Origin of the sequence: Streptomyces sp. R33, assembly GCF_041200175.1 — a bacterium.
Lineage (GTDB): Bacteria > Actinomycetota > Actinomycetes > Streptomycetales > Streptomycetaceae > Streptomyces > Streptomyces katrae_B.
The window spans coordinates 6,226,229-6,253,087 of the sequence record NZ_CP165727.1 but is presented as its reverse complement, the minus strand read 5'-3'; the positions used below and the strand labels follow the sequence as shown (position 1 = coordinate 6,253,087).

26 protein-coding genes are annotated in these 26,859 nt (G+C 71.7%); 10 read left to right on the top strand and 16 right to left on the bottom strand.

The features are described 5' to 3' along the window. Window position 1: 1 nt before the first annotated feature. Genes hisF through hisD form a run of 8 tightly spaced genes read right to left on the bottom strand, consistent with a single transcriptional unit; the run spans window position 2 to window position 5,724 of the window. A complete protein-coding gene (gene hisF / locus AB5J51_RS28765) occupies window positions 2-757 on the bottom strand; it encodes an imidazole glycerol phosphate synthase subunit HisF (RefSeq protein ID WP_369779001.1) in 756 nt (251 codons plus the stop codon). Beyond that, window positions 757-1,158, bottom strand: a complete 402-nt coding sequence (locus tag AB5J51_RS28760; RefSeq protein WP_369779000.1) for a RidA family protein — start codon at window positions 1,156-1,158, stop codon at window positions 757-759. The genes hisF and AB5J51_RS28760 overlap by 1 nt, the downstream gene beginning before the upstream one ends. Continuing rightward, complete coding sequence (priA, locus tag AB5J51_RS28755) at window positions 1,155-1,889, bottom strand: bifunctional 1-(5-phosphoribosyl)-5-((5-phosphoribosylamino)methylideneamino)imidazole-4-carboxamide isomerase/phosphoribosylanthranilate isomerase PriA (RefSeq protein WP_369778999.1); 735 nt, start codon at window positions 1,887-1,889, stop codon at window positions 1,155-1,157. Before priA ends, AB5J51_RS28760 begins: the two co-directional genes overlap by 4 nt. After that, window positions 1,889-2,539, bottom strand: coding sequence for an imidazole glycerol phosphate synthase subunit HisH (gene hisH, locus AB5J51_RS28750; RefSeq protein ID WP_369778998.1), 651 nt, complete (start codon window positions 2,537-2,539; stop codon window positions 1,889-1,891). The genes priA and hisH overlap by 1 nt, the downstream gene beginning before the upstream one ends. After that, a complete protein-coding gene (locus tag AB5J51_RS28745; protein ID WP_053786916.1) occupies window positions 2,536-2,703 on the bottom strand; it encodes a hypothetical protein in 168 nt (55 codons plus the stop codon). The genes hisH and AB5J51_RS28745 overlap by 4 nt, the downstream gene beginning before the upstream one ends. Window positions 2,704-2,705: 2 nt before the next feature. After that, window positions 2,706-3,299: an imidazoleglycerol-phosphate dehydratase HisB gene (hisB, locus tag AB5J51_RS28740; RefSeq protein ID WP_030155936.1), complete on the bottom strand. Its 594-nt coding sequence runs from the start codon at window positions 3,297-3,299 to the stop codon at window positions 2,706-2,708. Then, window positions 3,296-4,405, bottom strand: coding sequence for a histidinol-phosphate transaminase (locus tag AB5J51_RS28735; protein WP_369778997.1), 1,110 nt, complete (start codon window positions 4,403-4,405; stop codon window positions 3,296-3,298). The genes hisB and AB5J51_RS28735 overlap by 4 nt, the downstream gene beginning before the upstream one ends. Further along, window positions 4,402-5,724 (bottom strand): histidinol dehydrogenase, encoded by a 1,323-nt coding sequence (gene hisD / locus AB5J51_RS28730; protein ID WP_053786918.1) that lies wholly within the window; start codon window positions 5,722-5,724, stop codon window positions 4,402-4,404. The genes AB5J51_RS28735 and hisD overlap by 4 nt, the downstream gene beginning before the upstream one ends. A 125-nt stretch (window positions 5,725-5,849) precedes the next feature. Between hisD and AB5J51_RS28725 the strand changes: the two genes are divergently transcribed. The 3 genes from AB5J51_RS28725 to ybaK all read left to right on the top strand — a co-directional run bounded on the left by AB5J51_RS28725 (window position 5,850) and on the right by ybaK (window position 8,770). After that, on the top strand, window positions 5,850-7,448 hold the full coding sequence (locus AB5J51_RS28725) for an oxidoreductase (RefSeq protein ID WP_133898301.1): 1,599 nt from the start codon (window positions 5,850-5,852) through the stop codon (window positions 7,446-7,448). Window positions 7,449-7,509: 61 nt separating this feature from the next. Then, window positions 7,510-8,250: an LON peptidase substrate-binding domain-containing protein gene (locus tag AB5J51_RS28720; protein ID WP_030291956.1), complete on the top strand. Its 741-nt coding sequence runs from the start codon at window positions 7,510-7,512 to the stop codon at window positions 8,248-8,250. A 28-nt stretch (window positions 8,251-8,278) separates the two neighbouring features. After that, window positions 8,279-8,770: a Cys-tRNA(Pro) deacylase gene (gene ybaK, locus AB5J51_RS28715; RefSeq protein WP_053786920.1), complete on the top strand. Its 492-nt coding sequence runs from the start codon at window positions 8,279-8,281 to the stop codon at window positions 8,768-8,770. 36 nt (window positions 8,771-8,806) lie between these two features. Here ybaK and AB5J51_RS28710 read toward each other — a convergent pair whose 3' ends face one another. Genes AB5J51_RS28710 through AB5J51_RS28695 form a run of 4 tightly spaced genes read right to left on the bottom strand, consistent with a single transcriptional unit; the run spans window position 8,807 to window position 12,739 of the window. Then, window positions 8,807-9,532, bottom strand: coding sequence for a hypothetical protein (locus AB5J51_RS28710; protein ID WP_369778996.1), 726 nt, complete (start codon window positions 9,530-9,532; stop codon window positions 8,807-8,809). A 48-nt stretch (window positions 9,533-9,580) separates the two neighbouring features. Next, window positions 9,581-10,363, bottom strand: coding sequence for an ABC transporter permease (locus tag AB5J51_RS28705; RefSeq protein WP_053786921.1), 783 nt, complete (start codon window positions 10,361-10,363; stop codon window positions 9,581-9,583). Beyond that, a complete protein-coding gene (locus tag AB5J51_RS28700; protein WP_369778995.1) occupies window positions 10,360-11,400 on the bottom strand; it encodes an ABC transporter ATP-binding protein in 1,041 nt (346 codons plus the stop codon). The genes AB5J51_RS28705 and AB5J51_RS28700 overlap by 4 nt, the downstream gene beginning before the upstream one ends. Window positions 11,401-11,428: 28 nt before the next feature. Next, window positions 11,429-12,739: an NYN domain-containing protein gene (locus AB5J51_RS28695; protein ID WP_053786922.1), complete on the bottom strand. Its 1,311-nt coding sequence runs from the start codon at window positions 12,737-12,739 to the stop codon at window positions 11,429-11,431. Window positions 12,740-12,962: 223 nt separating this feature from the next. On the opposite strand from AB5J51_RS28695, the gene AB5J51_RS28690 reads away from it, so the two are divergent. Continuing rightward, on the top strand, window positions 12,963-13,130 hold the full coding sequence (locus AB5J51_RS28690; protein WP_166663183.1) for a hypothetical protein: 168 nt from the start codon (window positions 12,963-12,965) through the stop codon (window positions 13,128-13,130). 94 nt (window positions 13,131-13,224) lie between these two features. Here AB5J51_RS28690 and dnaE read toward each other — a convergent pair whose 3' ends face one another. Beyond that, the gene (gene dnaE, locus AB5J51_RS28685) at window positions 13,225-16,767 is read right to left on the bottom strand and encodes a DNA polymerase III subunit alpha (RefSeq protein ID WP_053786923.1); all 3,543 of its coding nucleotides are present in this window, start codon (window positions 16,765-16,767) and stop codon (window positions 13,225-13,227) included. Window positions 16,768-16,937: 170 nt separating this feature from the next. Between dnaE and AB5J51_RS28680 the strand changes: the two genes are divergently transcribed. The 5 genes from AB5J51_RS28680 to AB5J51_RS28660 all read left to right on the top strand — a co-directional run bounded on the left by AB5J51_RS28680 (window position 16,938) and on the right by AB5J51_RS28660 (window position 22,848). Continuing rightward, entirely contained in the window at window positions 16,938-18,263 is a 1,326-nt protein-coding gene (locus tag AB5J51_RS28680) for a DUF2252 domain-containing protein (protein WP_053786924.1), read from the top strand. A gap of 93 nt (window positions 18,264-18,356) precedes the next feature. Next, the gene (locus AB5J51_RS28675; protein ID WP_053786925.1) at window positions 18,357-19,046 is read left to right on the top strand and encodes a hypothetical protein; all 690 of its coding nucleotides are present in this window, start codon (window positions 18,357-18,359) and stop codon (window positions 19,044-19,046) included. A gap of 57 nt (window positions 19,047-19,103) precedes the next feature. Further along, window positions 19,104-19,901: a thioredoxin domain-containing protein gene (locus tag AB5J51_RS28670; RefSeq protein ID WP_053786926.1), complete on the top strand. Its 798-nt coding sequence runs from the start codon at window positions 19,104-19,106 to the stop codon at window positions 19,899-19,901. 105 nt (window positions 19,902-20,006) lie between these two features. Then, window positions 20,007-21,671, top strand: a complete 1,665-nt coding sequence (locus tag AB5J51_RS28665) for an alkaline phosphatase (protein ID WP_369778994.1) — start codon at window positions 20,007-20,009, stop codon at window positions 21,669-21,671. Between the two features lie 235 nt (window positions 21,672-21,906). Then, a complete protein-coding gene (locus AB5J51_RS28660; protein ID WP_053786948.1) occupies window positions 21,907-22,848 on the top strand; it encodes a zinc metalloprotease in 942 nt (313 codons plus the stop codon). A 65-nt stretch (window positions 22,849-22,913) separates the two neighbouring features. On the opposite strand, the gene AB5J51_RS28655 is transcribed toward AB5J51_RS28660, so the two are convergent. Next, complete coding sequence (locus AB5J51_RS28655; protein ID WP_199828050.1) at window positions 22,914-23,492, bottom strand: dienelactone hydrolase family protein; 579 nt, start codon at window positions 23,490-23,492, stop codon at window positions 22,914-22,916. A 57-nt stretch (window positions 23,493-23,549) separates the two neighbouring features. On the opposite strand from AB5J51_RS28655, the gene AB5J51_RS28650 reads away from it, so the two are divergent. Then, window positions 23,550-24,602, top strand: a complete 1,053-nt coding sequence (locus AB5J51_RS28650) for a mechanosensitive ion channel family protein (protein ID WP_133898296.1) — start codon at window positions 23,550-23,552, stop codon at window positions 24,600-24,602. Window positions 24,603-24,661: 59 nt separating this feature from the next. Here the strand turns inward: AB5J51_RS28650 and AB5J51_RS28645 are convergent, their stop codons facing one another. Continuing rightward, the gene (locus AB5J51_RS28645; RefSeq protein WP_234382122.1) at window positions 24,662-26,077 is read right to left on the bottom strand and encodes a cell wall metabolism sensor histidine kinase WalK; all 1,416 of its coding nucleotides are present in this window, start codon (window positions 26,075-26,077) and stop codon (window positions 24,662-24,664) included. Then, a complete protein-coding gene (locus tag AB5J51_RS28640) occupies window positions 26,074-26,781 on the bottom strand; it encodes a response regulator transcription factor (protein ID WP_133898295.1) in 708 nt (235 codons plus the stop codon). Before AB5J51_RS28640 ends, AB5J51_RS28645 begins: the two co-directional genes overlap by 4 nt. Window positions 26,782-26,859 lie beyond the last annotated feature (78 nt).

Sequence of the window (26,859 nt, the reverse complement as noted above, 5' to 3'; positions counted from 1 at the left end):
GTCAGCGGACCGGGTGGCCCGCCTCCCTCAAGGTGGCCTTGACCTCGGAGATCCGCAGGTCACCGAAGTGGAACACCGAAGCCGCGAGCACCGCATCGGCACCGGCCGCGATCGCCGGAGCGAAGTGCTCCAGCCTCCCCGCGCCGCCCGAGGCGATCACCGGGACGGTCACGTACTTGCGCACGGACGCGATCATCTCGGTGTCGTACCCGTCCTTCGTGCCGTCCGCGTCCATCGAGTTCAGCAGGATCTCCCCGGCGCCCAGCTCCGCCGCCCGGTGCGCCCACTCGACGGCGTCCATGCCGGTCCCCTGGCGGCCGCCGTGCGTGGTGACCTCGAAGGAACCGGTCGGCGTGCGGCGGGCGTCGACGGACAGGACGAGCACCTGCCGCCCGAAGCGCTCCGCGATCTCCTGGATCAGCTCGGGCCGCGCGATGGCGGCGGTGTTCACGCCCACCTTGTCCGCACCGGCCCGCAGCAGCTTGTCCACGTCCTCCGCGGTGCGGACGCCGCCGCCCACGGTCAGCGGGATGAAGACCTGCTCGGCGGTCCGCCGCACCACGTCGTACGTGGTCTCACGGTTCCCGGACGACGCGGTGATGTCGAGGAAGGTCAGCTCGTCGGCGCCCTCGGCGTCGTACAGCTTGGCCATCTCCACCGGGTCACCCGCGTCGCGCAGGTTCTGGAAGTTGACGCCCTTGACGACGCGGCCGTTGTCCACGTCCAGGCAGGGAATCACTCGTACGGCGAGCGACATCAGGACTCCCCTCGGAAGGCTTCGACCTCGACCTCGACGACCAGGCTGGGGTCGATGAAGCCGGAGACGATGATCATGGAGGCGGCGGGGCGGACGGAGTCGAAGAGCTCCTTGTGGGCGCGGCCCACCTCGTCCACATCCCTCGCATGGGTGATGTACATCCGGGTCCGGACCACGTGCTCCGAACCCAGGCCGACCTGCTTCAGCGCGTCGATCGCGACGCGGAAGGAATTGACGGTCTGCTCGTACGGACCGCCGGCCACGATCTTGCCGTCGACGACGGAGGTGCAGCCGGAGACGAGCACGAGCCCGTTCGGCAGCTCCACGGCGCGGGAGTACCCCACGGCCTCCTCCCACGGGCCGCCCGACGAGATGCGGCGGACCTCACCGGCGCCGCTCATGAGCCGGACACCACCCGGAGGGCCTCTTCCAGGGTGAAGGCCTTGGCGTACAGGGCCTTGCCCACGATCGCGCCCTCGACGCCCAGCGGCACCAGCTCGGACAGCGCCCGCAGGTCGTCCAGCGAGGAGATCCCGCCGGAGGCCACGACCGGCCGGTCGGTGGCGGCGCAGACGTTCCTCAGCAGCTCCAGGTTGGGGCCGGTCAGCGTGCCGTCCTTGCCGATGTCGGTGACGACGTAGCGGGCGCAGCCCTCGGAGTCCAGGCGGGCGAGGGTCTCGTAGAGGTCCCCGCCCTCGCTGGTCCAGCCGCGGCCCTTGAGGGTGGTGCCGCGTACGTCGAGGCCGATGGCGATCTTGTCGCCGTGCTCGGCGATGGCCTTGGCGGCCCACTCGGGGGTCTCCAGGGCGGCCGTGCCGAGGTTGACGCGGGTGCAGCCGGTGGCGAGGGCGGCGGCGAGCGAGGCGTCGTCGCGGATGCCGCCGGACAGCTCGACCTTGATGTCCATGGCGCCGGTGATCTCCGCGACCAGGGCGCGGTTGTCGCCGGTGCCGAAGGCGGCGTCCAGGTCGACGAGGTGCAGCCATTCGGCGCCCGAGGCCTGCCAGGCGAGGGCCGCGTCGAGCGGGGAGCCGTAGGAGGTCTCGCTGCCGGACACCCCGTGCACGAGGCGGACGGCCTGCCCGTCGCGGACGTCGACCGCGGGGAGGAGTTCCAGCTTGTTGGCGGGCATCAAAGGGTCTCGATCCAGTTGGTGAGGAGCTGGGCTCCGGCGTCGCCGGACTTCTCGGGGTGGAACTGGGTGGCCCACAGGGCCCCGTTCTCCACCGCCGCGACGAACGGCTCGCCGTGGGTGGCCCAGGTGACCTTGGGGGCGCGGATCACCGGGTTGGTGACCTCCAGGCTCCAGTCGCGCACCGCGTACGAGTGCACGAAGTAGAACCGGGCGTCGTCGTCCAGGCCCTTGAAGGCCTGGCTGTCGGCCGGGGCGTCCACGGTGTTCCAGCCCATGTGGGGCACGATCGGGGCGCGCAGCGGCTCGACGGAGCCGGGCCACTCGTCGAGGCCCTCCGTCTCCACGCCGTGCTCGATGCCGCGTTCGAAGAGGATCTGCATGCCGACGCAGATGCCCATGACCGGGCGCCCGCCGGAGAGCCGGCGGCCGATGATCCAGTCGCCGCGGACGTCCTTGAGGCCCTGCATGCAGGCGGAGAAGGCGCCGACACCGGGGACGAGGAGTCCGTCGGCGTCCATCGCCTTGTCGTAGTCACGGGTGATCTCGACGTCCGCACCGATGCGCGCCAGCGCACGCTCGGCGGAACGGACGTTCCCGAAGCCGTAGTCGAAGACCACGACCGTCTTGGTCGGACGGGCTGCGCTCATTCCCAAATTCCTCGGATCCGCAGGACTCCGGCGGCGAGGCACATCGCGGAGCCGATGGCGAGCAGGATGATGACCGACTTGGGCATCTGCTGCTTCTGGAAGGAGTAGACGCCTCCGGCCAGGAACAGGCCGAAGACGATCAGGATGGTGTTGAGGCCGTTCACGGCTAGAGGGCGCCCTTCGTGGAGGGCAGGATTCCGGCGGCGCGCGGGTCGAACTCGGCCGCGTAGCGCAGGGCGCGCGCGAGGGCCTTGAACTGGCACTCCACGATGTGGTGGGCGTTGCGGCCGTACGGGACGTGGATGTGCAGGGCGATCTGGGCCTGCGCGACGAACGACTCGAAGATGTGCCGGGTCATCGTCGTGTCGTACTCGCCGATCATCGGCGCCATGTTCTCGGGCTCGGTGTGCACGAGGTACGGGCGGCCGGACAGGTCGACGGTCACCTGGGCGAGGGACTCGTCGAGCGGCACGGTGCAGTTGCCGAAGCGGTAGATGCCGACCTTGTCGCCGAGGGCCTGCTTGAAGGCGGCGCCGAGCGCGAGCGCGGTGTCCTCGATGGTGTGGTGGCTGTCGATGTGCAGGTCGCCGTCCGTCTTGACCGTGAGGTCGAAGAGGCCGTGGCGGCCGAGCTGGTCGAGCATGTGGTCGTAGAAGCCCACGCCCGTCGAGACGTCGACCTTGCCGGTGCCGTCGAGGTTTATCTCGACGAGGACCGAGGTCTCCTTCGTGGTCCGTTCGACCCGTCCGATGCGGCTCATGCGTGCTGCTCCTTCTTCAGTGCGCGAACCGCTTCCAGGAACGCGTCGTTCTCGGCCGGGGTGCCGGCGGTGACCCGCAGCCAGCCCGGTACGCCGTTGTCACGGACCAGGACACCCTGGTCGAGGATCTGCTGCCAGGCGGTGTGCGCGTCCTGGAACTTCCCGAACTGGATGAAGTTCGCGTCGGACGCGGTGACCTCGTAGCCGATGGCCTGCAGTTCGACGACCAGCCGGTCCCGCTCGGCCTTGAGCTGCTCGACGTAGCCGAGCAGGGTGTCGGTGTGCTCCAGGGCGGCCAGCGCGGTCGCCTGGGTGACGGCCGACAGGTGGTACGGCAGGCGTACGAGCTGGACGGCGTCGACCACGGCCGGGTGGGCGGCCAGGTAGCCCAGGCGCAGACCGGCGGCGCCGAAGGCCTTGGACATGGTCCGGGAGACCACCAGGTTCGGGCGGCCCTCGATCAGCGGCAGGAGCGAGTCCCGGTGGCTGAACTCGACGTACGCCTCGTCCACGACGACCACGGACGGCTTGGCCGCCTGCGCGGCCTCGTACAGGGCGAGGACCGTCTCCGCCTCGACCGCGGTACCCGTGGGGTTGTTGGGCGAGGTGATGAAGACGACGTCGGGCGCGTTCTCGGCAATGGCCTGCTCGGCCGCCGCCACGTCGATCGTGAAGTCCTCGCGGCGCGGGCCGGAGATCCAGCCGGTACCGGTGCCGCGGGAGATCAGCGCGTGCATCGAGTACGAGGGCTCGAAGCCGATCGCGGTGCGGCCGGGCCCGCCGAAGGTCTGCAGCAGCTGCTGGATGACCTCGTTGGAGCCGTTGGCGGCCCATACGTTCTCCCGCGCGACCGGGTGCTTGCCCGTACGGGTGAGGTAGGCGGCCAGCTCGGTCCGCAGCTCCACCGCGTCCCGGTCGGGGTAGCGGTTGAGGGTGCGGGCGGCGTCGGCGACGCGCTCGGCGATGCGCCGTACGAGCGGTTCGGGCAGCTCGTACGGGTTCTCGTTGGTGTTCAGCTGGACGGGCACGTCGAGCTGCGGGGCGCCGTACGGGGTCTTGCCGCGCAGCTCGTCCCGGATGGGGAGGTCGTCGATTCCGAAGCTCACTGGGTGGGCACCTTCCAACCGAAGCGGGCCTTGAGGGCCGCGCCGTGCGCGGGCAGGTCCTCGGCCTCGGCCAGCGTCACCACGTGGTGGGTGACCTCGGCGAGGGCGTCGCGCGTGTAGTCGACGATGTGGATGCCGCGCAGGAAGGACTGCACGGACAGGCCGGAGGAGTGGCAGGCGCAGCCGCCGGTGGGCAGCACGTGGTTCGACCCGGCGCAGTAGTCGCCGAGCGAGACCGGGGCCCACGGGCCGACGAAGATCGCGCCGGCGTTCCGGACGCGGGCGGCCCAGGCGGCGGCGTCGGCGGTCTGGATCTCCAGGTGCTCGGCGCCGTACGCGTCGACGACCTTGAGGCCGTCCTCCAGGCTGTCGACCAGCACGATCGCGGACTGCTTGCCCGCGAGGGCGGGCTTGATCCGGTCCTCGACGTGCTTGGTGGCCGCGACCTGCGGCTCCAGCTCCCGCTCGACGGCGGCCGCGAGCTCCTCGGAGTCCGTGACGAGCACGGCGGCGGCCAGCGGGTCGTGCTCGGCCTGGCTGATCAGGTCGGCGGCGACGTGCACCGGGTCGGCCGTGGAGTCCGCGAGGACCGCGATCTCCGTCGGGCCGGCCTCGGTGTCGATGCCGATCCGGCCGGTGAAGTAGCGCTTGGCGGCGGCGACCCAGATGTTGCCGGGGCCGGTCACCATGTTGACGGGGAGGCAGTCCTCGGTGCCGTACGCGAACATCGCGACGGCCACCGCGCCGCCGGCCGCGTACACCTCGTCCACGCCGAGCAGCGCGCACGCGGCGAGGATCGTCGGGTGCGGCAGGCCGCCGAACTCCCTCTGCGGCGGGGACGCGAGCGCGATCGACTCGACGCCCGCCTCCTGCGCCGGGACGACGTTCATGACGACGGAGGACGGGTACACGGAACGGCCGCCGGGCGCGTACAGGCCCACGCGCTCGACCGGAACCCACTTCTCGGTCACGGTGCCGCCGGGGACCACCTGGGTGGTGTGCTCGGTGCGGCGCTGCTCGCGGTGCACGATCCGGGCGCGCCGGATGGACTCCTCGAGGGCGGCGCGGACGGCCGGGTCGAGCTCGTCGAGCGCGCTCTTGAGCGCCTCGGCGGGGACCCTGACCTGCGAGAGCTCCACCCCGTCGAACTTCTGCGCGTACTCGATCAGCGCCGCCGTGCCACGATGATGGACGTCCTCGCAGATGGGCCGCACCTTCTCCAGGGCAGCTTCTACGTCGAACTCGGCACGGGGCAGCAGATCGCGCAGGGCGCCGCCCTCGGGGAGGGCGTCACCGCGCAGGTCGATACGAGAGATCACCTCCCAATTCTCTCAGACCGCCTCCCGCCACCGTCCGCCTGTATCACTGGCTGATACACGCCCCGGTTGTCACCGCAGCCCACTAGCGTTCCCCGTACACGTATGCACAGCGGAGGGGGGCCGCCATGGCGGAGGCACGGCCGGGCGAGGAGCCCGCGGATCTCAGCGGTCCCGAACGCCGTATGTGGCAGGCGTACCGGACGGGCAGCGTGTGCGATCTCAGCGCCCGCGCCGCCGACGAGGACGATCCGCACAGCGACCGGGTCTGGGGCGCCGGGCGCAGCGTCCGTGCCCAGGTGGTGGCGCTGCTGCTGCTCCACGGGCCGCCGCCGGTGCCGGGCCGGGTGGCCTCGCTGAAACTGCGCGGCGTACGGATCACCGGGCGCCTCGACCTGTCCGGTGGCACGGTGCAGCCGTACGTCGAACTCCAGTCCTGCCGTTTCGACAGCGAGATCCAGCTGTCCGAGACCCGGTTCGTCACCCTGCGCCTGGTCAACTGCGCGATACCCCGGCTGGACGCCTCCCGGCTGCACACCGAGGGCGATCTGCACCTGCCGCGCTGCCGGGTGGCCCGCGGGATCCGGCTGACCGACGCGCAGATCGGCACCGACCTGCTGATCAGCCAGGCCGTGGTGCAGCGGGACAACAAGGGCCGGGCCATCGCCGCGGACGGGATGTCGGTCGCGCAGGACTTCCAGGGCGAGCTGCTGGAGACGTACGGGGAGGTGAGTCTGCGCGGCGCGAAGGTCGGCGTGTCGATGAACCTGCGTGGGGCGCGGCTGCGCAATCCGTACGGGCGGCGCGCGCTGAACGCGCCGCAGCTGACCGTCGAGCGGACCCTGTACCTGACGTCGATCGCCCTGGATTACGTCCTCGGCGACTCCGGTTCCTCCACTCCCCCGTACGGGCTCGGCCAGACCCCGGCGCGCGGGCAGCGGGCCCAGCGCTTCGAGTGCCGGGGCGGGCTGCGCCTGGACGACGGCCGCTTCGGCGACGCGGTCGACTTCTACGGTGCCCGGTTCACGCTGACCGACGAGCAGGAGGTGTCGCTGCGCCGGATCCAGACGCCTGAGCTGCGGTTCGTCGGGGAGCGGCCGGAGCGGGGGCGGGTGGTGCTGTCGGGGGCGAAGGTGGTCAAGCTGGTCGACACCTCCACCAGCTGGCCCGGCCAGGGCGGCGTGTCGATCGAGGGGTTCGCGTACGAGAACCTCGCGCCCCGCGGCCACTTCCCGCTGGCGCGCCGGCTGGAGTGGGTGGCGGCGGCCACTGCGGAGTACTCGCCGGAGCCGTACGAGCGGCTGGCGACCGTGCTGCGCGCCAGCGGCGAGGACGCGGACGCCCGCGAGGTGCTGCTCGCCAAGCAGCGGCGGCGCCGGGCCACCCTGCCGCCGGCGCTGAAGGCGTGGGGGTACCTCCAGGACTGGACGGTGGCGTACGGGTACCGGCCGGGCCGGGCCGCGCTGTGGATGGCGGTGCTGTGGGCGGCGGGCGCACTGCTCTTCTCCCGGCACGAGCCGCCGCCGATCAAGGCGGACGAGCACCCGAAGTGGGAGGCGGCGCTGTACGCGCTGGACCTGCTGCTCCCGGTCATCGATCTCGGCCAGGAGGGCCAGTGGAAGGTGGAGGGCGGCTGGCAGTGGGGCTCGGCGGCCCTGGTCCTGCTGGGCTGGATCCTTGCGACGACGGTGGCCGCGGGAGCTTCGCGTCTGCTGAGGCGGGGATGAGGGGTGGGCCGGGAACAACTGAGGTGACAGGCCCTGGCCTGCGGCCACTACCCTGTGCCTCGTGACCACCGTTCGCCTGCCCCTCTTCCCCCTGAACTCGGTGCTGTTCCCGGGACTCGTCCTCCCGCTGAACGTCTTCGAAGAGCGTTATCGCGCCATGATGCGGGAGCTGCTGAAGACGGGCGACGACGAACCGCGCCGCTTCGCGGTCGTCGCGATCCGCGACGGCCGGGAGGTCGCGCCGACCGCGCCCGGCCTGCCGGACCAGACGGCCCTGCCCGAGCGCGGCCCGACGGCGGGCTTCGGCCCGGACCCGATCCAGGCCTTCCACCGGGTGGGCTGCATCGCGGACGCGGCGACGATCCGGGAGCGGGAGGACGGCAGCTTCGAGGTCCTCGCGACCGGTACGACGCGGGTGCGCCTGCTGTCGGTGGACTCCTCGGGCCCGTACCTGGTCGCGGAGCTGGAGGAGCTCCCGGAGGACGGGGGCGACGGCGCCGGCGCGCTGGCGGAGGGGGTCCTGCGGGCCTTCCGGAACTACCAGAAGCGGCTGGCCGGGGCGCGGGAGCGGTCGCTGTCCTCGCCCGCGGACCTGCCGGACGAGCCGTCGGTGGTCTCGTACCTGGTGGCGGCGGCGGCCGTACTGGACATTCCGGCGAAGCAGCGGCTGCTGCAGGCGCCGGACACGGCGACGCGGCTCGCGGAGGAGCTGAAGCTGCTGCGGGCGGAGACGGCTGTCATCCGCCACCTCCCGTCGCTCCCGGCGGTGGACCTGACGCGCGCGCCGACGAGCCCGAACTGACGGCGCCCGAACCGATGGCGAAGGACTGATGGCGAAGAAGAAAGCCCCTGCGGGTACTCCGGCGATCGCGGCCCTGACCTCTGCCCGGGCGGAGTTCACGGTGCACGCGTACGAGCACGACCCGGCGCACTCCTCGTACGGCGAGGAGGCGGCGCAGGCGATGGGGGTGTCGCCGGACCGGGTCTTCAAGACGCTGGTCGCGGACGTGGACGGCGTGCTGACGGTGGCGGTGGTCCCGGTGTCGGGCAGCCTGGACCTGAAGGCGCTGGCCGCGGCCGTCTCGGGGAAGCGGGCGGCGATGGCGGACCCGGCGCTGGCGGAACGCACGACGGGGTACGTGCTGGGCGGCATCTCCCCGCTGGGGCAGCGCAAGCGGCTGCGCACGGTGGTGGACGAGTCGGCGTCCGGGCACGCCACGATCTGCATTTCGGCGGGCCGCCGGGGCCTGGAGGTCGAGCTCCCGCCCGCCACCCTGACGACCTTGACGGGCGCCAGCCTGGCCCCCATCGCCCGCCACTAGGCTCCGCTGCGGCCCCGGGCCGCCCCGGCCCGGCGGTCAGCCTCGCGGAGGCTCCGGCGCGGACGGGTCCGACGGGTTCGGCCGGCCCGACGGGTACGACTCGTCCGTCGGGCTCGACTGGGCCGAAGCGGGCGTCCTGTGGACGTAGGGCGGGGGATAGACCCCCCACGCCGGGTCGTCGGCGGCTTCGGACGGGTCCGGGTCCTGGGGGGACCAGAGGGCGGTCAGGCCGAGGTGGACGGCCACGGCGACCATCGGCCAGACCAGCAGCACCCCCCGCGCCAGCAACTGCAGCGGCGCATCGAAGGGCACCCCCTTCCCCGCCTTCAGCGCGGCCGCGGCCACATCCGCCGACGGCCCCAGCCACAGCCCCAGCCGCCACCCCACCAGCGCGGCGAAGCCGGACCCGATCGCCAGGCCGACGACCAGCGGGACACCGCCCCGCCTCCGCCACAGGAACACGAGCACGGCGGTCAGCACGCCGAAGCCCAGCGACAGCACGAAGAACGTCCCGTCGGCCCCTATCCGGGCCTCGCTCTCGCTGCTCCGCAGGAAGACGGCCTCGCCGTTCGACACGTACTGCGCCCTCGGCGCCAGCCACACCCACAGCAGCGCGAGCAGCACCCCGGCCACCCCGGTCACCAGGGCCACGGCGGCCCCGTCGCGGATGTCCCCCGGGGTGATGCCCGCGGCGGAGGCGCCCGGCTTCCCGGGCGGCAGCGGCGGTTCGAACGGGGACGGCGTGGTCACGGCTTCGGTCACCCCCACATCGTGCCAGGTGCCCGGCGCGTCGGCGTCAGCGGCTTCGGCTCAGCGTACCGACGCCCGCCGGTACGCCCACGTCGCCGCGGCCAGCGAGAGGACCCCCACCGCCCCGCACACCCCGAGGTCCAGCGCGACCGCCGCCCAGTCCGGATGCGGCGCGAACGTCCGCGCGAAGGCCTCCACCCCGTACGTCGACGGCAGCAGGTCCCGCGCCCACACGATCACGTCCGGCATTCGCTCCGGCGGCAGCACCCCCAGCAGCAGCGCCGCCGACATGCCGAGCTGCCCGGCCAGCGTGGCCAGCTCCTGCCGCGGTGCCAGCAGCCCCAGCGCCGCGCCCAGCCCGGCCAGCGCGGCCCCGGCCAGCGGCACCACCGCGGCCAGGATCCACAGCCCGCCCATCGGCAGCCCGAACAGCAGGCATCCGAACACCGCCGTCACCAGCGTGCCCGGCAGCGTGAAGGAGGCGTACGCGGCGGCCGCGCCCAGCACCACAGAGGCGGGCGGCACGGGCAGCGTGGCGTAGTGGTCCAGCCCGCCGCTGGCCCGCAGCTGCCCGAAGTACTGCGCGAGCAGGTTCAGCGCGACGAAGGCGACGACCAGCACGGACGAGCCCGCGACCACCGCCCGGGCCTCCGAGCCGCCGTCCACCACGCCCCGCATCAGGATCATGATCCCGATGGACTGGAAGGTGGCGACGAACAAGAGCGGGATCCGGGACACGCGGGCCCGGGACAGCTGCGCCCGGTAGACGGCGGCCAGCGACGGGAAGAGCCGCGCCCGCGGTGCGAGCACCCCGACGCCGCCGCCGACAGCAGTGGTGCTCACGACTTCACCAGGCCCTTCGTCGTACGCCCGCCCAGCGCGAGGTAGACGTCCTCCAGGCTCGGGGTCGCCAGCGTGAAGTCGTCGAGGGCGGCGAAGGCCGGCCCGCCGGTCACCGCGGCCACCGCGGCGCGCGCCTCGTCGGGCTCCAGCCGCAGCACCCACCGGCGCCCGGCTTCGGCGGCCGCCGGCGCGAGCGCCGCGACCTCGGGGACGTCGAGCGGCGGCGCGGTGCGCCACACCAGCTCCAGCCGGACCTCGCCGGAGACGCGGGCCTTCAGCCCGGCCGGGGTGTCGCAGGCGATGACCCGGCCCTGGTCGATGACGGCGACCCGGTCCAGGACGGTCTCGGCCTCGATGACGTTGTGCGTGACGAGCAGGACGGTGGCCCCGTGCAGGGCGCGCCGCCGGTCCACGGCCGCCCACACGGCCCGGCGGGCCACGGGGTCCATGCCGGTGGTGGGCTCGTCGAGGACCAGCACGGGCCGCTCCCCCACCAGTGCGGCGGCGAAGCAGGCGAGGCGCCGCTGCCCGCCGGAAAGTTTCTTCAGGGGCCGTCCGGCGATCGGGGTCAGCCCGAGTTCCTCGAGCACGGCGTCCCGCTCGGCCCGCGCCGCCCGTACGTCGAGCCCGCGCAGCCGTCCCGTGGTCTCGGCGGCCAGCGCCACCGTGAGCTCGTCGAGGGCGGTCGACTCCTGCCCCAGGTAGGCGAGCAGCCGGGCCGCCCGCTCGGGGTGGCGTACGAGGTCGTGGCCGAGCAGGGTCACGGCGCCCGCGTCGGGCCGCAGCAGGCCGGTCAGCTGCCGGACCAGGGTGGACTTGCCGGCGCCGTTGGGGCCGAGCAGGCCGAAGATCTCGCCGCGCCTGACGTCCAGGGAGATCCCGTCGGTGGCCCGGGTCTCGGGCAGGGCGGGGGCCCCGCGCCGGCCCCGTACCGCGGGGTACGTCTTGACCAGGTCACGCACCACGCAGACCACGTCGGAGGCCGCGTCCGCGGCCGCTGCCGTGCTCGGTCGTGCTGATGCTGTGCCCGTACTCACGAGGGAGCAGCCTACGCGGCTTCGGCCCCTACTCCGCTGCCGGGGTCGGCGGCCCCGCGGGCGCGGCGGAGGGGGTGACGGCCACGTGCTCGGCGGCCGCGCGGACGTCGATCTCCCGCCAGAACCCGGCGCGGATGGCGTAGCGGTCGTGCTCGTCGATCTGGTCGTCCTTGTGGGCGAGCAGCCCGAACCGGGCGGCGTAGCGCAGCAGCTCCCCGTCGATGCGGTGCGGGATCCGCGGGTACATCGTGGCGAGTTTCTGCAGGTGGACGGTCTCCGGGAGGCGTTCCATCCAGCGCCGGGCGAAGACCTGGCCGACCTCGAAGGGGTCGCCGCCGACGGTGGTGATGTCCTCCTCGCGGTCGGCCCAGCGCTGTTCGGCGCTGGTGAGCTGGGCGAGGGTGGGCAGCGAGGCGGTCTCGGCGGGTTCGCCCAGCGGTCCGGCCCGGTCGATCCAGCCCTTGTCGGAGGACCAGCGCAGGGCGCTGCCGGCCGGGGGCTGCTGGGCGGCGGCGCCGTGGGCCCCGGAGGGGCCGGGCTGCTGGCCGGGGGCGCGCAGCGAGCCGGCGAGGTCCTTGGGCGTGGGGACGGTCTTGCCCCCGGCGGTGGGTGCGGGCACGGGGGCGCCGCTGCCCTCGGGCGCGGCGGGGGCGGGGGCTCCGGTTCCGTTGCCGCCGGCACTGCGGGCGGCCTCGGCGAGGGCCGCCTCGGGCAGCGGGGCGGAGAGGATCGCGGCGATCTCGGGGCGGGGTGCGGGCGGGGGTGCGCACAGTCCGGCGAGGTCCTTGGCGCGGACGGCCCGGGTGATCCAGGCCCGGTCCAGGACGCGGCGTTCGTCGGCCTCGGCGACGAGGTCCTCGGACTGGTTGTAGTCGCCGTCGGCGGCCTGGACGGCCCACAGGTGGACGGCGACCCCGTGTTCCTTGGCGGACATCAGGCCGGGCAGCAGGTCCCCGTCGCCCGTGACGAGTACGACGTCGGAGCAGGCGCGGTTGCGGGCCAGCTCGGTGAGCTCGGCGTGCATGGCGGCGTCCACGCCCTTCTGCGCCCAGCGGCCGTCGCTGCGGGTCAGGGCGCCGAGGCGGACGGTGACGCGCGGCATGACGCGCAGCCGCCGGTGCTCGGGCTGGGGCACCCGGTCGGGGGCGCCGTCGAACCAGTAGATGCGCAGCAGGGGCTGCTCGGTGTCGGCCTCGGCCCGTTCGCGCAGGCCCTGGATGAGGGCGGCATGGTCCACGGTGATGCGGGAGCGGGAGGGCTCTCCGGCGAGAAGACTGGCGGCGGCGCCCAGCAGATAGCCGGCGTCCACCAGGACGACGCAGCGGTCCACGCGTACCACCCTCTTCCCTGGGGATCCTCTGTGTTTGTCGCGGGTTCCCCGAGTCTGCCCGACCGCAAGGACGTTGACGGCCGGAACTCGATCATCGGCGTGGCGGATCCTGCGGGCGTTTGCGAAACCGGGGTTCCCGGCTACGCGCAGTAAAGATCCAAAATGCGCGGTTTGCGGTGGCGTGTGAGGGTGAAGGCGGTCCTGGCCCCTAGACCCTCACGGAGGCTCCACCATGGCCAAGAACAAGAACCGCCAGCATGAGCAGAAGCAGCAGGCCCGCTCGTCGTCGCAGGATCCGTCGAAGAGTTCGACGGAATCCGTGTCCGAGCCGTCCGGCGGCAGCCCCAGTCCGATGGACATGGCCCGCAAGGGCAAGCAGAAGAAGTTCGGCCACAACTGACGCCTCCGCGAGCACCGCGCACGAGGGCGCGCCCAGAGCTCTGGGCGCGCCCTTCTTCACGTGCGACTGCGTGCGCAGGCCCCTGCGGGCGGCGTCATCCGGCCAGGCAGGACGGCCCGAGGAGCACCTTGAGGTCGCCGAAGAGCGCCGGGTCGGGCTGGACCCGGTGCTTGTCGAGGCGCAGCACGGTGGTGGTCCGCGGTCCCTGGAGCTTGATCCGGACCTCGGTGTTGCCCTTGTGGTGGCGAAGGATCTCGCCCAACCGGGTGACCATCGGAGGAGTGACCTTGACCGTCGGGATGGTGAGGACGACGGGTGCGTTCGTCCCGGCCGAGGACAGGTCGGGGACCATCATCTCCATGGCGACGAGACGGGGGACGTCCTCGCGCTTGTCGAGGCGGCCCTTGACGAAGACGACGGTGTCCTCGACCAGCTGGGTGGAGACGAGCTGGTAGGTCGCGGGGAAGAACATGCACTCGATGGATCCGGCGAGGTCCTCGACGGTGGCGATGGCCCAGGCGTTGCCCTGCTTGGTCATCTTGCGCTGGAGGCCCGAGATGATGCCGCCGATGGTGACGACGGCGCCGTCGGAGTGCTCGCCGCCGGTCAGCTGGGAGATTCCGGCGTCCGTCTTGTCGGAGAGCACGTGCTCGAGGCCGAAGAGCGGGTGGTCGGAGACGTACAGGCCGAGCATCTCGCGCTCCTGGGCGAGCAGGTAGGACTTCTCCCACTCGACGTCCGAGAACTCGACGTCGAGCCCGAAGCCGGGCTCGTCGCTCGCGCCCTCGTCGCCCATGCCGCCGAAGAGGTCGAACTGCCCCTCGGCCTCCTTGCGCTTGACCGCGACCACGTTGTCGATCATCGATTCGTGGTGGGCGACCAGGCCCTTGCGGGTGTGGCCCATCTCGTCGAAGGCGCCGGCCTTGATCAGCGACTCGACGGTGCGCTTGTTGCAGACGACGGCCTCGACCTTGTCCAGGAAGTCGGGGAAGGTGGAGTACTTCCCCTTGGCCTTCCTGGTCTTGATGATCGACTCGACGACGTTCTGGCCGACGTTGCGCACGGCGGTGAGGCCGAAGAGGATCACGTCGTCGCCCTGGGCGGCGAAGTTCGGCTCGGACTCGTTGACGTTCGGCGGGAGCACCTTGATGCCCATGCGCCGGCACTCGTTCAGGTAGATCGCGGACTTGTCCTTGTCGTCCTTGACCGAGGTGAGGAGGCCCGCCATGTACTCGGCCGGGTAGTTCGCCTTGAGGTAGGCGGTCCAGTACGAGACCAGTCCGTACGCGGCCGAGTGCGCCTTGTTGAAGGCGTAGCCGGCGAAGGGGACCAGGACGTCCCACAGGGCCTGGATGGCCTGGTCGCTGTAGCCGTTCTTCTTGGCGCCCTCCTGGAAGATGACGAAGTTCTTCGCCAGCTCCTCGGGCTTCTTCTTGCCCATCACGCGGCGCAGGATGTCGGCCTCGCCGAGCGAGTACCCGGCGATGATCTGGGCGGCCTTCTGGACCTGCTCCTGGTAGACGATCAGGCCGTAGGTGACCGCGAGCACCTCTTCGAGGGGCTCCTCCAGCTCCGGGTGGATCGGGGTGATCTCCTGCTGCTTGTTCTTGCGCAGGGCGTAGTTCGTGTGCGAGTTCATGCCCATCGGGCCCGGCCGGTACAGGGCCGAGACGGCGGAGATGTCCTCGAAGTTGTCGGGCTTCATCAGGCGCAGCAGGGAGCGCATGGGCCCGCCGTCGAACTGGAAGACGCCGAGGGTGTCGCCGCGTCCGAGCAGTTCGAAGGTCTTGGGGTCGTCGAGCGGCAGGGCCAGGAGATCGATGTCGATCCCCTTGTTGGCCTTCACCATCTTGACGGCGTCGTCCATGATCGTGAGGTTGCGCAGGCCCAGGAAGTCCATCTTCAGCAGGCCGAGCGACTCGCAGCTCGGGTAGTCCCACTGGGTGATGGTGACGCCGTCGGTGTGCCGCACCCAGACGGGCACGTGGTCGGTGATCGTCTCGCTGGACATGATCACGCCGGCGGCGTGGACGCCCATCTGGCGGACCAGGCCCTCGACGCCACGGGCGGTGTCGATGACCTTCTTGACGTCGGGCTCGTTCTCGTACATCCCGCGGATCTCGCCGGCCTCGCCGTAGCGGGGGTGCGAGGGGTCGAGGATGCCGGAGAGCGGGATGCCCTTGCCGAGGACGTCGGCGGGCATGGCCTTGGTGAGCCGGTCGCCCATGGCGTAGGGGTAGCCGAGGACGCGGGCCGAGTCCTTGATCGCGTTCTTGGCCTTGATCGTTCCGTACGTGCCGATCATGGCGACCTTGTCCTCGCCGTACTTCTCGGTCACGTACCGGATCACCTCGACGCGCCTGCGCTCGTCGAAGTCGATGTCGACATCGGGCATGGAGACGCGCTCGGGGTTCAGGAAGCGCTCGAAGATCAGACCGTGGGTGAGCGGGTCGAGGTCGGTGATGCCCATGGCGTACGCGACGATCGAGCCGGCTGCGGAGCCACGGCCCGGGCCCACCGCGATGCCCTGGTTCTTGGCCCACATGATGAAGTCGGCGACCACGAGGAAGTAGCCCGGGAAGCCCATCGAGATGATCGTGTCCATCTCGTACTCGGCCTGCTTCATCCGGTCCTCGGGGATGCCTCCGGGGTAGCGGCGGTGCATGCCGCGCATGGTCTCCTCGCGGAACCAGCTGACCTCGGTGTGGCCCTCCGGGATGTCGAACTTCGGCATCAGGTTCCGGAACTTGAACATGCCCTCGGTGTCGATCTGGTCCGCGACCAGCTTCGTGTTGGCGCAGCCCTCCTGCCAGGCGTCCGAGGAGTCGATCGCGTACATCTCGTCGGTCGACTTCAGGTAGTAGCCGGAGCCGTCGAAGCGGAAGCGGTCGGGGTCCGAGAGGTTCTTGCCGGTCTGGATGCAGAGCAGGGCGTCGTGGGCGCCGGCCTCGCTCGCGTACGTGTAGTGCGAGTCGTTCGTGACCAGCGGCGGGATGCCGAGCTTCTTGCCGATCTCCAGCAGGCCGTCGCGCACCCGGCGCTCGATCTCGATGCCGTGGTCCATCAGCTCCAGGAAGTACCGGTCCTTGCCGAAGATGTCCTGGTACTCCGAGGCCGACTTCAGGGCCTCGTCGAACTGGCCGAGGCGCAGTCGGGTCTGGAGCTCGCCGGAGGGGCAGCCGGTGGAGGCGATCAGCCCCTCCGACCACTTGCTGATGGTCTCCTTGTCCATGCGCGGCCACTTGGTCAGCCAGCCCTCCTTGTACGCGTCGGAGGACAGCCGGAAGAGGTTGTGCAGGCCGGTGGCGTTCGCCGCCCAGATCGTCTTGTGGGTGTAACCACCGGAACCGGAGACGTCGTCGCGCTTCTGGTGGGGCTGGCCCCACTGGATGCGGCGCTTGTTGCGCCGGGACTCGGGTGCGACATACGCCTCGATGCCGATGATCGGGGTGATCCCGGCCTTCTGGGCGGAGTGGAAGAAGTCGTACGCCCCGTGCAGGTTGCCGTGGTCGGACATCGCGATGTGCGTCATGCCCATCTCGTTGCACGCGTTGAACATGTCCTTGAGCCGCGCGGCACCGTCCAGCAGCGAGTACTGGGTGTGGACGTGCAGGTGCGTGAACGGCTGCTTGGTCACGGCGGGAGGCTCCTGACAGTGGGGGCGGCGGCAGCTATGAATCCTACGTCCCAGGAGTGACAGATCACCGGCACTGCGGGGTACGGTCGGGCGTTGCAGAACCAGGACGACCAACCCGACGTCCAGTCGGTCAGAACCTGTACCACCCCGTGCACCAGGAGGCATCCGCCATGGCGGTTCCCGAGACGACGAACGAGCAGCGCGCCGAGCAGATACTCGATGTGTTCGACACCGCTTTCGGTGAGCTCCTGGCTGCCGACCCCGCCGCCTTCCAGGTCAAATTCCGCAAGATGGCCGCCTCGGCGTTCGCCTTCTACCGGGGCACGGCCTGCCTCTTCTACGCGGACCTGGAGCGGGACCGGCACGGCGGCCCCTACCTGGACGAGCGGACCGGCCGGGTCTGGATCCACGGCGATCTGCACGCCGAGAACTTCGGCACGTACATGGATGCCAACGGCCGGCTGATCTTCAACGTCAACGACTTCGACGAGGCGTACGTCGGCCCGTTCACCTGGGACCTCAAGCGGTTCGCGGCCTCCGTCGCCCTGATCGGCTACACCAAGGCGCTCAGCGACGAGCAGATCACCGAACTGGTGCGGACCTACGCGGGCGCCTACAGGGAGCGGATCCACCGCCTCGCGACGGGCGCGAAGCACGAGGAGGTGCCCTCCTTCACCCTGGACACCGCCGAGGGCCCGCTGCTGGCGGCCCTGCGCTCGGCCCGCTCACGCACCCGCTTCTCCCTGCTGGACTCGATGACCGAGATCCGCGACTCCGAGCGCCGCTTCACCTCCGGCGGGGGCTCGATCGAGCTGGACGCGGCCACCCGGTACAAGGTGCTGGCCGCCTTCGACGGGTACCTGGAGACCCTGCCCGACGAGTCCCTGGTCCGGCCGGACTCCTACCGGGTCAAGGACGTGGTGGGCCGCCGGGGCGTCGGGATCGGCTCGGCCGGCCTGCCCTCGTACAACATCCTGCTGGAGGGGCACAGCGACGCCCTGGAGAACGACGTCGTGATCTACCTCAAGCAGGCGCAGACCCCCGCGGTGTCCCGGCACATCACCGACCGGGCGGTACGGGACTACTTCCGGCACGAGGGACACCGCACGGTGATCTCCCAGCGCGCCCTCCAGGCGCACGCCGACCCCTGGCTGGGCTGGACCGAGCTGGACGGCTCCGGGCAGCTGGTGGCCGAGGTCTCCCCGTACGCGGTGGACCTGGACTGGTCGGACCTGGACGACCCGGAGGAGATCGCGGCCGTGGTCGCGGACCTGGGCCGGGCGACGGCGACCATGCACGCCTCGGCCGACGAGGCCGAGAGCGGGCACTCGCTGGTCCCGTTCTCCACCGAGCGGGCCATCGACGCGGCGATCGCCGCGGACGAGGAGGGCTTCGCGGAGCTGCTGGTCGACTTCGCGCACGTGTACGGCGCCCGGGCCCGCGCCGATCACCAGATCTTCGTGGACCTGTTCCGCAACGGCCGCATCATGCACTGAGCAGCTTCCTGCATCGCGCACTTTCGGCCGCGGGCCCGGGCCGTACGGGACCGGGGACCCGTATTCACAGGTACTCGTGGCAGACTCGCGGCGATGGACATATCGAGGGCAGGACTCCGGGGGCTGCGGGCCGCGCTGTTCAGCGCACTCGTCGTGCTGCTCTCGGCCGGCTCGCACGTCCTCATGTCCCGCGTCCCGCTGCCGCCCGCCCTGGTGGCCGGGGCCTTCACGGGCGTGTTCCTGCTCACGTACGCGCTGGCGGGCCGCGAGCGGGGCTTCGGCCCCATCGCCGGGCTGCTGGTTCCGCTGGAGCTGGCCGCCGACACGGTCTTCACCGCCGGGCAGCACGTCTGCTACGGCCCGGCCGGCGGGCCCGTCGCCGGGCCGCTGCGGGCACTGGGGCTGGACGAGCTGTGCGGCGGGCCGCCGCTGGGCGGGCCGCTGGCCGAGGTGCCCGGAGCCGTCCCCGACGCGGTGGCCCTGCTGGCCTCGCCCGGACCCTGGACCCCGTGGCTGCTGCTCGGCGCGCACGTGTCGGTCGGGCTGTTCGCCGCCGCCTGGCTGCGGTACGGGGAGCGCGCCCTGGGCCAGCTGCTGCGTGCGGTGGCCGCCTTCGCGTTCCGGCCGCTGCTGTTGGCGGCTGCCGGGGCGGCAGCCGCCGCCGGCCCGGTGCGGCGGGTGCTGCGCCCGGCCCTTCGGGGCGCGGGGGCCCGTACCCGCTTCCCCGCCCATTCCGTGGGACGCCGGGGACCTCCCGTACGCGGCGCGCTCGTCTGCGCCTGACCCACCCCGCGTACGGCAGTCCCCCCTTTCCTTGTGTCACATCCCACGGAGATCACCATGAGTTCACGCAACAGCCAGGCGAACAAGGCGGCGGCCCGCGAGCGGCTGCGTGCCGAGCGCGAGAAGCAGGCCAAGAAGGACAAGGTGCGCCGCCAGGTGCTGGTGGCCGGCGCCGTCGTCGCCGTCCTCGCGCTGGCCGGCGGTATCGGCTACGCGGTCGTGCAGGCCAACCAGCCGGGCGAGTGGGACAAGGCCGCCGACGCCACGCTGGTCGCCCCGAAGAACACCACGGGCGACAACGGCACCACCGTCGTCATAGGCAAGGCCGACGCCAAGAAGACCCTCGAGCTCTACGAGGACGCGCGCTGCCCGATCTGCTCGACGTTCGAGCAGGGAGTCGGCCCGCAGATCAAGAAGGACCTCGACGCCGGCAAGTACAAGATCCAGTACGTCGGCGCCACCTTCCTGGACAAGGCCTTCAGCGGCAGCGGCTCGAAGAACGCCCTGAGCGCGCTGGGCGCTGCCCTCAACGTCAGCCCCGAGGCGTTCCTGGACTACAAGTCGGCGCTGTACTCCAAGGAGAACCACCCCGAGGAGAAGGACGACAAGTTCAGCAAGGACGACTACCTGCTGAAGATCGCGGACCAGGTGCCGGCCCTCAAGGGCAACGCCGAGTTCAAGAAGGCCGTCGAGGACGGCACGTACAACCGCTGGGCGCTCGAGATGTCGAAGACCTTCGACAAGAGCGGGGTCACGGGCACGCCCTCGCTGAAGATGGACGGCAAGAAGATCGAGATCCAGAAGATGACGCCCGAGGACTTCACGGCTTCGGTCGACAAGGCCATCGCGGGCTGATCGGACATACCGGGCCGGACAGGCAGGCGAACTCCCAGAGTTCGCCTGCCTGTTGCTTTGTAAGGGGTGTACCGGCGGTTATACCCATCAGTAATATGACCGCCCGTGACCAGTCATCTCCCTTCCCCCACTGCGGCAACTCCGCGCCGCCGTACGGTCGTCAAGGCCGCTGCGGCCACCGCCGCCCTCGCGCCCTTCGCGACGGCCGCACTGGGCATCTCCCCCGCGTCGGCGGCCTCGAACGGGCCCGCCTTCCTGCACGGCGTCGCCTCCGGCGACCCGCTGCCCGACGGGATCCTGCTGTGGACCCGTGTGACCCCCACCCCCGATGCCGTGCCCGGCTCCGGCACCGGCCCGGCCACCCAGGTGACCTGGGAGGTCGCCGAGGACAAGGCCTTCTCGCGGATCGTCGTGAGCGGTTCGGTCACGGCGACCGCCGCCGGCGACCACACGGTCAAGGCGGACGTCCGCGGGCTGCGGCCGCAGACCCCGTACTTCTACCGGTTCACCGCCGGCGGCGCCGTCTCCCCGGTCGGGCGCACCCTGACCGCCCCGGGCCACGACGCGACGACGCCCGGGGTCCGCTTCGGCGTGGTCTCCTGCGCCAACTGGGAGGCCGGCTACTTCTCGGCGTACCGCCACCTGGCCGGCCGTACCGACCTGACCGCGATCCTGCACCTCGGCGACTACATCTACGAGTACGCGAACGGGGCCTACCCCGAGGCGAAGTACGTCGTACGCGCGCACGAGCCGAAGCACGAGATCCTCACCCTCGCCGACTACCGGACCCGGCACGGCAAGTACAAGACCGACGCCGACCTCCAGGCCCTGCACGCCGCGCACGCGATCGTCGCGATCTGGGACGACCACGAGTTCGCCAACGACGCCTGGTCGGGCGGCGCGGAGAACCACACCCCGGGCGCCGAGGGCGAGTGGGCGGCCCGCGCGGCCGCCGCCAAGCAGGCGTACTTCGAGTGGATGCCCGTACGCACCTCGACCGCCGGCACCGTCTACCGGCGGCTGCGCTTCGGCAACCTCGCCGACCTGCACCTGCTGGACCTGCGCACCTTCCGCTCCCAGCAGGTCAAGATAGGCAGCGGCTCGGTCGACGACCCGGAGCGCACCATCACCGGGCGCGCCCAGCTGGACTGGCTCAAGTCCGGCCTCGCGAGCTCGAACGCGACCTGGAAGCTGGTCGGGACCTCGGTGATGATCTCGCCGGTCGCCTTCGGCTCGCTGCCCGCGCACCTGCTGGCGCCGCTGACGAAGCTGCTGGGCCTGCCCGAGGGCGGCCTCGCGGTCAACGTGGACCAGTGGGACGGCTACACGGACGACCGCAAGGAGCTGCTGAACCATCTCAAGGACCAGAAGATCAAGAACACGGTCTTCCTCACGGGCGACATCCACATGGCGTGGGCGAACGAGGTCCCGATGAACATGGCGACGTACCCGGGGTCGGGTACGGCGGCCACCGAGTTCGTGGTGACGTCGGTGACCTCCGACAACATCGACGACCTCCTGCACGTGCCGGCGGACACCGCGTCGCTCGTAGCGGAAGCGGCGGTCAAGGCGGCCAACTGGCACGTGAAGTGGCTGGACATGGACGCCCACGGCTACGGGGTGCTGGACGTGACGGCCGAGCGCTCACAGATGGACTACTTCGTGGTGTCCGACAAGCGGAATCCGGCCGCGACGGCCGCGTGGGCCCGCTCGTACCGCACGGCGAACGGCACGCAGAAGGTGGAGCGGGCGTACCAGCCGGTCAGCTGATTCGATCTTCTGACTGTCTGTCAATTCTGCTGTTCAGAGGGGCCCCTGGTGCATACCAGGGGCCCCTCCGGCCTCAGAAGCAACAAATCTTTTACTTCCAGGGCTTGCCTAGTGCATGACATGGACACATAAGCTTCGCGCCAGCGTGAGGAAATCCCTCACCCCCCACCACGCTTCGCGAGGAGTCAACGTGCGCGCCTCCGCCCGCATATCCCCCATGCTCCGACGCCGCCTCATGGGCACGGCCGTTCTGGCCGGAACCCTGGCGTTCGCCCCGCTCACGGCCCCCACGACCGTGGCCGCGGCCCCCCAGACCGGCGCCGAGGCCTGTGCCGACGCCGGCACCGCCGCCAACGCCCGCGTCGCCCGCCCCAAGGACCAGCACGCGGCCGACCCCAACGAGGTGACGGACGCCCAGGTCAAGGCCATGGACGCCGACCTGGCGAAGAAGAGCGCCGAGCTGGGCCCGCAGCGCATGATGCGCGCCGCCGAGGTCACCGCCGCGACGACCATCCCGGTGTACGTCCACGTCATCACCTCCGGCACCGCCGGCAAGCTGACCGCCACGGACATCAACAACCAGATCGCTGTCCTCAACGCCGCCTACAGCGGCCAGGGCACCGGCAACGTCGACTCCGGCTACCAGTTCTCCCTGGCCGGCACCGACTACACCGACAACGCCTCCTGGTACAACGTGTCCGACGGCACCCAGGCCGAGAAGGACATGAAGAACACCCTGCGCAAGGGCGGCGCGAACGCGCTGAACATCTACACCGCCAACCTCGGCGGCGGGCTGCTCGGCTGGGCGACCTTCCCGAGCTCCTACGCCTCCCAGCCCAAGATGGACGGCGTCGTCCTGCTCAACACCTCGCTGCCGGGCGGCTCCGCCGCCAACTACAACGAGGGCGACACCGGCACCCACGAGGTCGGCCACTGGATGGGCCTCTACCACACCTTCCAGGGCGGCTGCTCGGGCAGCGGCGACTCCGTGTCCGACACCCCGGCCGAGAAGAGCGCGGCGTTCGAGTGCCCGACCGGCCGCGACAGCTGCACCAACAAGACGGGCGTCGACCCGATCCACAACTTCATGGACTACACGTACGACTCCTGCATGTACCAGTTCACGGCGGGTCAGGTTTCCCGCATGAAGAGCATGTGGAGCGCGTACCGCGCCTAGTCACTGCGTGAAGCGTCGAGGGGCAGGGCACGCGGTTCGTGCCCTGCCCCTCACCTTTGGCTCTGCTACAGGCTGTCGAGGAAGGCGAGCGCGACCCGCCAGGTCTGCTCCGCGGCCTGCGCGTCGTAGTCGTCGAGCCCCGGGTCCGTGAACAGGTGCCCGGCGCCCGGGTAGCGGTGCACCTCCACGTCCGCACCCGCGCGCTGCATCCGCAGGTACCAGGCGGTCAGCCAGTCGTGCGTCTCGAACGGGTCCGGATCCGCGATGTGCAGCTGCACCGGCAGTTCGTCGACCGCGGTGTCCTCCTCCAGGTCCGCCGTCCCGTGCAGGAGCAGCAGCCCGCGGGCCTTCTCGTCGGCCAGCGCCAAGTGCTGGGCGACGGAACCGCCGAAGGAGAAGCCGGCGTAGACGAGGCCCTGGTCGGAGTAGGGGGCGGAGGCCAGCACCGCGCGCTTGAGCAGCTCGTCGCGGCCGATCTCGTCCCGGTGTGCCATGCCCTCTTCGACGGTCTCGAAGGTGCGCCCCTCGAAGAGATCCGGCACCTGGACCTGGTGCCCGGCCGCCCGCAGCCGGTCGGCCGCCGCGTGCACCGCGGGCCGCAGCCCGTACGTCGAGTGGAAAAGCATGATGTTCATGCACCCCATCGTGCCATTCGTCGGATGGGAGGGGGCCGAGCCCGCGTTCCGGTTACGTTGAAGTCCATGGACACGGACACCGTTCTGCGCCCGATCGCGGTCCTCGGCGGCTCACTGGTCGTCACCCTGCTCGCCGGGTGGCTGCTGGACCTGCTGCTGCGCCGCGCCGACGCCCGGCACAGCGAGACCCCGCTGTGGGGGCTGCTGCGCCGGTGCCGCCTGCCGTTCCAAGTCGTCCTGTGCACGACGCTGCTGTACGGCTCCCACCGCCGGGCCGGGATCGCCGCGGAATACGTGTTCGCCGTGGGCCGCGCGCTGACCCTCGTGCTGATCGCCTCTGCGGCCTGGCTGCTGGTGCGCATCGCGACCGCCGTCGTGGACTCCTCGTACGCCCGCTACGCGGACCGGAACCCGGACGACGCACGGGTGCGCCGGGTCCGCACCCAGGTGACGCTGATCCACCGGGCGGTCACGGCGGTGGTCGTGGTGGTCGCGGTGGCGGCGATGCTGCTCACGTTCCCGCCGATGCGGGCCGTCGGCGCCTCGGTGCTGGCCTCGGCCGGCGTCCTCGGCATCGTGGCGGGCATCGCCGCCCAGTCCTCACTGGGGAACCTGTTCGCCGGACTGCAGATCGCCTTCGGCGACACGGTGCGGATCGGCGACACGGTGGTCGTCGACGAGGAGTGGGGCACGGTCGAGGAGATCACCCTGACCTTCCTGGTGGTGCGCACCTGGGACGAGCGCCGGATCACCATGCCTGTGTCGTATTTCACAGGCAAGCCGTACGAAAACTGGTCGCGCGGCGGCGCGCAGATGACCGGAACGGTGTTCTGGCACCTCGACCACAGCGCCCCGCTGGACCTGATGCGCGAGCAGCTCCAGCGGATCCTGGAGGAGATCCCGGAATGGGACGGCCGCACCGGCAGCCTGGCGGTGACGGACACGACCCCGCACACGATCCAGGTCCGGGCGGTGGTCACCGCGAAGGACGCCACCGACATCTGGACGGTCCGCTGCCATGTCCGCGAACGCGTCATCGCCTGGCTGGTGGCCCACCACCCGTACGCCCTCCCCCGCATCGCCACGTCGCCCGCCGACCCCCGCCCGGGGACGGCCTGACGGGGGCGGTTTGAGGCACGGGGCCCGGGGCGCAGCCCGGGAAGCCGGGCCGCAGGCCGTCAGGGGCCGAAGGTCAGCCGGAACAGGGCTCCGCCGCCCGGAGCCGGCTCGGCCACGAGCTCCGCGGCATGCGCACGGGCGATCTGGCGGGCCATCGCGAGCCCCAGCCCCGACCCCGGCAGGGCACGCGCCGCCCCCGCCCGGTAGAACCGGTCGAAGACGTACGGCAGGTCCTCGGCCGCGATCCCGGGGCCGTGGTCCCGTACCGTCAGCTCCGCCCCGCCGGCGCCGCCGCCCCGCGCCACCAGCTCCACCTCCACCGGCGCCCCCGCGGGGCTGAACTTCGCCGCGTTGTCCAGCAGGTTCGAGAGCAGCCGGGTCAGCCTCGCCGGCACCCCCGGGACCACCACCTCCCCGCGGACGCGGACCTCCACCGGTACGGACGGCCGGTGCGCCCGCGCAGCCTCCGCGCAGTGCTCCACCAGCGGGGCCAGCCGGACCCGTTCCACCAGCGGCTGCGGCTCCTCGTCCCGGGCCAGCTCGATCAGGTCGTTCACCAGCCCCGTCACCTCCCGCAGCTGCCGCCCCAGCGCGAGCGAGGCCCGCTCGCGCTGCTCCGCCGTCAGTCGCTCCCCCCGCGCCAGCAGCTCCGCGTTCGTCCGCAGCGCCGTCAGCGGGGTCCGCAGCTCGTGCGAGGCGTCCGCGACCAGCCGCCGCTGCGCCGTCACCGACTGCTCGAGCTCGCCCAGCATGGTGTTGAAACTCCCGGCCAGCCTGGTGATCTCGTCCTCCCTCCCCGGCGGCCCCGGCGGTGGCAGTTCGATCCGGTGCCGAGGGTCGCGCGTCGCCGCGATCCGCTCGGCGGTGGCCGTGAGCCGGGTCACCGGGGCCAGCCCGGTCCGCGACACCCAGTACCCGAGCCCGGCCGCCACCAGCACACCCGCCGCGCCGATCAGCGCCAGCCACCACGCCGCCTCCTCGATGCCGCCCTCGACGGTGTCGGCCCGCAGCGCCACCTGCAGCGCCCGCCCCTTCGCGTAGTCGGTGGTGAGCATCCGCGCCGGGTGCCCCGCGTGCACGATGTCCGTGTAGTACGGCGCGTGCCGCCCGGCGGCCACCGCCCGCGCCGTCGCGTCCACCGGCAGCAGGTACGGCGCGGCCGGGTCGTCCTGCGGGTCGGCCGGCACCACTTGCGCGCAGGCGGGCGCCGCCAGGAACCGGCACTCCCCGGCCAGGACGTCCGGCCCGGAGCCGGGGTTGCGCTGGGCCGCGAGCCGCGCGGACTGGGTGAGGCTCAGGTCCAGCTGCTCGTACAGGGCGCTGCGTACGACGAAGAACGCCGCCGTGCACACCCCGACCGCGACCAGCGCCACCGCCGCGGTGACCGCCAGCGCCAGCCGGGTCCGCAGCGGCCGCCGTCTGCGCCAGCGCGCCCCGAGCCTGCGCCGCCCCCTCCCGGGTCCGGCGCCGCTCACGCCGTGCCCAGCCGGTATCCGACCCCGTGGACGGTGTGCACCAGCCGCGGCTCGCCGCCCGCCTCGAGCTTGCGCCGCAGGTAGCCCACGTACACGGCGAGGGAGTTGGAGTCCGGTCCGAAGTCCCGCCCCCACACCAGCTCCAGGATCAGCTCCCGCGGCAGCACCTGGCCGGGGTGGCGCAGCAGCAGCTCGAGCAGGGCCGCCTCGGTGCGGCTGAACTCCAGCGGCCGCCCGCCGCGCCGCCCGGTCCGGGTGGCGGGGTCCAGTACGAGATCCGCGAACCCGAGCGCGGCCTCGCCGGCCGGATCGGGCGCGGCTCGCCGCAGCAGGGCCCGGACCCGGGCCACCAGCTCGTCCAGCGCGAACGGCTTGACCAGGTAGTCGTCGGCGCCCGCGTCCAGGCCGTCGACCCGCTCGCTCACCGAGTCCAGCGCGGTCAGGACGAGTACGGGCGTACGGTCGCCCAGCGCGCGCAGCTGCCGGCAGACCCCGAGCCCGTCCAGCACGGGCATCATCACGTCGAGCACCACCGCGTCGGGCTGCCAGCCGGCCACCTCCGACAGCGCGGCCAGGCCGTCGGCGGCCCCCCGTACCTCGTACCCCTCGACGGCCAGCCCGTCCTGGACGGCGGCCCGGACCTCGGGCTCGTCGTCCACGACCAGGATCCGCTGCCCACTCGTGTGCGCACTCGTGCTGCTCATGGGCAAAGCCTGCCAAACGGTTCTGAGAGAACCTCTTAGAACGTTCTTAGGACGCACCGGGAGGGTGCGTCCATGACC

Bases quoted from the DNA above. Each gene is read 5' to 3' on its own strand.
- hisF (WP_369779001.1), bottom strand. From the start codon at position 757: ATGTCGCTCGCCGTACGAGTGATTCCCTGCCTGGACGTGGACAACGGC.
- AB5J51_RS28760 (WP_369779000.1), bottom strand. From the start codon at position 1,158: ATGAGCGGCGCCGGTGAGGTCCGCCGCATCTCGTCGGGCGGCCCGTGG.
- priA (WP_369778999.1), bottom strand. From the start codon at position 1,889: ATGCCCGCCAACAAGCTGGAACTCCTCCCCGCGGTCGACGTCCGCGAC.
- hisH (WP_369778998.1), bottom strand. From the start codon at position 2,539: ATGAGCGCAGCCCGTCCGACCAAGACGGTCGTGGTCTTCGACTACGGC.
- hisB (WP_030155936.1), bottom strand. From the start codon at position 3,299: ATGAGCCGCATCGGACGGGTCGAACGGACCACGAAGGAGACCTCGGTC.
- AB5J51_RS28725 (WP_133898301.1), top strand. From the start codon at position 5,850: ATGGCGGAGGCACGGCCGGGCGAGGAGCCCGCGGATCTCAGCGGTCCC.
- ybaK (WP_053786920.1), top strand. From the start codon at position 8,279: ATGGCGAAGAAGAAAGCCCCTGCGGGTACTCCGGCGATCGCGGCCCTG.
- AB5J51_RS28690 (WP_166663183.1), top strand. From the start codon at position 12,963: ATGGCCAAGAACAAGAACCGCCAGCATGAGCAGAAGCAGCAGGCCCGC.
- AB5J51_RS28680 (WP_053786924.1), top strand. From the start codon at position 16,938: ATGGCGGTTCCCGAGACGACGAACGAGCAGCGCGCCGAGCAGATACTC.
- AB5J51_RS28675 (WP_053786925.1), top strand. From the start codon at position 18,357: ATGGACATATCGAGGGCAGGACTCCGGGGGCTGCGGGCCGCGCTGTTC.
- AB5J51_RS28670 (WP_053786926.1), top strand. From the start codon at position 19,104: ATGAGTTCACGCAACAGCCAGGCGAACAAGGCGGCGGCCCGCGAGCGG.
- AB5J51_RS28660 (WP_053786948.1), top strand. From the start codon at position 21,907: ATGGGCACGGCCGTTCTGGCCGGAACCCTGGCGTTCGCCCCGCTCACG.
- AB5J51_RS28655 (WP_199828050.1), bottom strand. From the start codon at position 23,492: ATGGGGTGCATGAACATCATGCTTTTCCACTCGACGTACGGGCTGCGG.
- AB5J51_RS28650 (WP_133898296.1), top strand. From the start codon at position 23,550: ATGGACACGGACACCGTTCTGCGCCCGATCGCGGTCCTCGGCGGCTCA.
- AB5J51_RS28640 (WP_133898295.1), bottom strand. From the start codon at position 26,781: ATGAGCAGCACGAGTGCGCACACGAGTGGGCAGCGGATCCTGGTCGTG.